This is a genomic window from uncultured Brachyspira sp., from assembly GCF_934747485.1.
Taxonomy (GTDB): Bacteria; Spirochaetota; Brachyspiria; order Brachyspirales; family Brachyspiraceae; genus Brachyspira.
In genome coordinates, this window is the sequence record NZ_CAKVGN010000114.1 from 1 (window position 1) to 3,656 (window position 3,656).

The following is a 3,656-nucleotide window of genomic DNA, read 5'->3' on the forward strand; positions in this document are numbered from 1 at the left end:
GAGAGGGTAAAAAAGAAAAATTGGAACACAATCTGGCCAAACATTTCTATAGAATTTATCGAATAGATTAAACTATTTTCGAATACATGAACAATAAGCTCTATAACGGGTTATCTTAAAACTTCCAGAGTTAATTGACCCTGGAAGCTTTTTTGTTTTTTTAAAGGTACCTTTTCATTTATAAAAAGACCAACAATTCTTTGTTGATTTAATACGTCTATAGTGAATTAGAGAGGCAAAAACGTTTAATGTCATTGGGCTCCCTCCAACCTTGAAAAATGTAAAAATAATCCTGTGTTGTTCAACAGTAGAATATATGGATCAGACGTATTTCTCAAACCATTAAGTACATTGTTATCCAACCAATAAAGAAAATTATAGCTGGTACGATATATTTTCTTGGATGCTTCCATAATTCCCTTTTCAGATTCCAATTCCGTAATGGAAAATAGATCTCAATTATAAGGTACATAATAGCCTCTATTATAGCTAACCCAATGGTCAATAATAAGAAGTCTATTCTCAAACTCTTCAATACAAAAAGTTTTAATGTGAAAGCTACTAATAAATTAGTGATTAGGTAATACGAAAGTAATACTCTAAAATACATTAAGAAAAATAAAGTACTTTGAGGTAGCGACTTTACATGAACTATCAAATCTTTGTCTGCTGAGAATAGAGTTGTTAATGGAGTATTTACAGAAACAATAGTAAGTAAAGTTATTGTTTTTAGTTGTTCCGGGTAATCCTGAAAAATAATTAATAAAATAAATAATAGGGTAAAAATTGAATTTATAAAAAAATATTTTTCTTGCATCAAGGAAATCATAAAATAATTATGACGTCTCTTATTAAAAACTGGAGAACTTTCATTTTTTACGATATAAATAAGTTCTTTATTTCTCAGTATTAAATACCCTACAATGATAGAACTTACTAACATATAGAATATATTATTTAGTAATAATATAGAGCCACCTATTCCTAACATACCAATAATCAAAAGCAAACTTAGTACATTTAATTTTGTGTTCAACTTGATAAACACATAGAATACACTAAGTATCACTAGTAATGAAAAGAGTATTAATTTTATAAATTGAAAGTATCCAATAGTTACATTTAAAAATAAAATTAGAAACATGATTCTTTCAAAAAAATTCAGAATAAATGTAACAAATATAAAATTAATTTTAAAGTAGTTTATGGATATAGGTAGTTGAAAATAGCCTTCCATTCTATCAGTTAAAAAATATGAATAGAGTAACTGAAAGGTTGATAGTGCTGTTACGATAAATGTACTCAACATCAGAATTCTAAAATCTGTAGAGAACTCAACTCTCACATATTTATAATACAGTAATATGCTAAGAGAAAACAGAAACAAGTACAATCTATTTTTTGAAAAGATATCTCTAAAAATAGCTAAAAGCATCTATTCCCTCCTTTGACTACTGACCTCATTTAACCAATCATCTAAATCTGATTGTAACAATTTTAAATGTCCATCCTCAAGAAAATAGGCTTCATCACAAACTCTAGCAATGCTTTCTGCTATATGAGAGGTCATTAATATTGAGCCATAGCTTTTATATTGAACGAGAACTTCATATAAAAATTCAGTAGAGTCAAAATCTAATCCATCAAAAGGTTCATCCAAGATTAATAATGGGCGTTTTAAATAGAAACCTGTTATCAAAAAGACTTTTTTCTTATTTCCAGTCGACAAATTACCTATGCTAGTCTGTAAAAATTTTCCAAAATTAAAGCCCTTGACTAAATAATCATATAAGTCATCATCTCTTTTAACATGAAATAATCGACAGACAAAATTAAAATACTGACTAAAGTTCCAATTTAAAAAACTGTTATTTTCGGTGAAAACAGTATAGGTATTCAGCTTATAAACATTACTGTCCAACGGTTTACTTTCACCATTTAAGCTGATTGAAGTCACTTGATAGTTCCTCTTATCAAACACACTACTCAGAGATTTTATCAAGGTTGTTTTTCCTGAACCATTTTTTCCTACCAGACCAATAATAGTATTGTTCGGAATAACAAGATCAAGGTTACTAATAATAGGTCTATCCTTCTTAAACCAAACGTTGAGTCCTTTTACCTCCAAAACCAAATGAACCATTAGTCCACTCCTTTATATATATAAAATCCTCCGACTAAAAGAAATGCTAACGCATATAACAGCTCTTTTTGAACCATAAATACCAACGCACCAATTAAAAAGCAGATCCCAATCAAAATTCTAAATCGTAATTTCATTTTTTAGCCTTCTTTCTATAAACTGTATCAAAACATTAATAGTTAATAGGATAACACCCATAACTGATAATCCTACCTCATAACAAATAAAATAAATAGATGATAATATAACTATACCCGATGAAAACTCTTTTTATTTTAGTTTGGAAAAGAATATGCCTATAATTGATAACATATCAATATAAATATAACATTATATTTATAACATATAATTTATTCCCGTTTTTGCAACTGTCTATTTTTTAAAATTTTATCTAGATGCAAACTATAATGACTAGCAATATTAACACTTCCCACTGCCTTCATAAACTCTATACACTTTTTCATTTCAACAATGGCTTGGTCACTGCCAAACTTTTTATATATATAGTAATTATGGGCATAATTATATACTACTCTTTCATACATTTCAGATTCTTCAAAGAAGAAAGATTCAAGTTGTTTTCCAAAGTACGCTGCATCTGTTAAATAACCTCGATCGATGCAAATAATATAAGCGTTCAGTGTCATATGATTGATTAGACTTCTATTCGCCTTAATTTCTTTATAATAGTCGGAACGTCTGATCATTTCTCTCGACAAAGTTACAAAAAACTTATGTTCTAGAATATCAATTGAATTAAGAAATAATTTTAATTCATATACTCCCCAATATTCGACACTAAACAAATAATCAATTAACTTTTCTAAGTCTCCCTCAAGAACTTGTTTTTCTTCTGATAGGATTTGAAGGCGGATTTTTATCAAAATAGTATTTAATTCATGAAATTTATCACTATCTTTATCCCCTTTACTATAATCAAACAATAAGTTTTTTAAGCCTTTAATATCATTTTTGATGGTGCAGGTCCTAATAATATCTAGAAGTTCTGTGAGTTCATCATTATGAAAGTCATTCACAGCATACATAAATTCATTAATAGAAACATTTATGGCATTCAGTGCCATAATGAACTTATTTAATGTAAGATCATTTTGTCCATTTTCAAACCTTGATAACTGAGATTTTGAAAGATTGTCATTTGCTACATCTTTTAAAGATAACCCTCTAGATTCTCTGAAGCGTTTAAAAATTTCACCACTATTTTTCATTCTTTCTCCTTTGTTGCATATTCGGGAACTAAAATTTTAATCAAAAAAAGTATATCATAAATTATAGAAGGAGGTTTGATTATGAAAAAACAATTTAACTTATGTGTAGTTATTTTTGAATTAATAATTATAATATCTCCATCACTAATATTTTTATAAATTACAGTCCATAGAAACTATAAAAAGTTACCATTTATTTTAGAACGACTTTTTACAAGACTTTCCGCTGTGAGAAAAGTGCCTGAAGCTTAATAGTTTCAGGCACTCGGAATTTTTGAGAGTAA

General features: G+C 28.0%; 2 protein-coding genes. Both read right to left on the bottom strand.

Annotated elements, in window-relative coordinates; translation table 11 throughout:
* Positions 1 to 1,435: 1,435 nt before the first annotated feature.
* Positions 1,436 to 2,143, bottom strand: a complete 708-nt coding sequence (locus Q0H31_RS12940) for an ATP-binding cassette domain-containing protein (protein WP_295298842.1) — start codon at positions 2,141 to 2,143, stop codon at positions 1,436 to 1,438.
* A 350-nt stretch (positions 2,144 to 2,493) separates the two neighbouring features.
* Entirely contained in the window at positions 2,494 to 3,372 is an 879-nt protein-coding gene (locus Q0H31_RS12945; RefSeq protein ID WP_295298844.1) for an Rgg/GadR/MutR family transcriptional regulator, read from the bottom strand.
* Between the last annotated feature and the right edge of the window lie 284 nt (positions 3,373 to 3,656).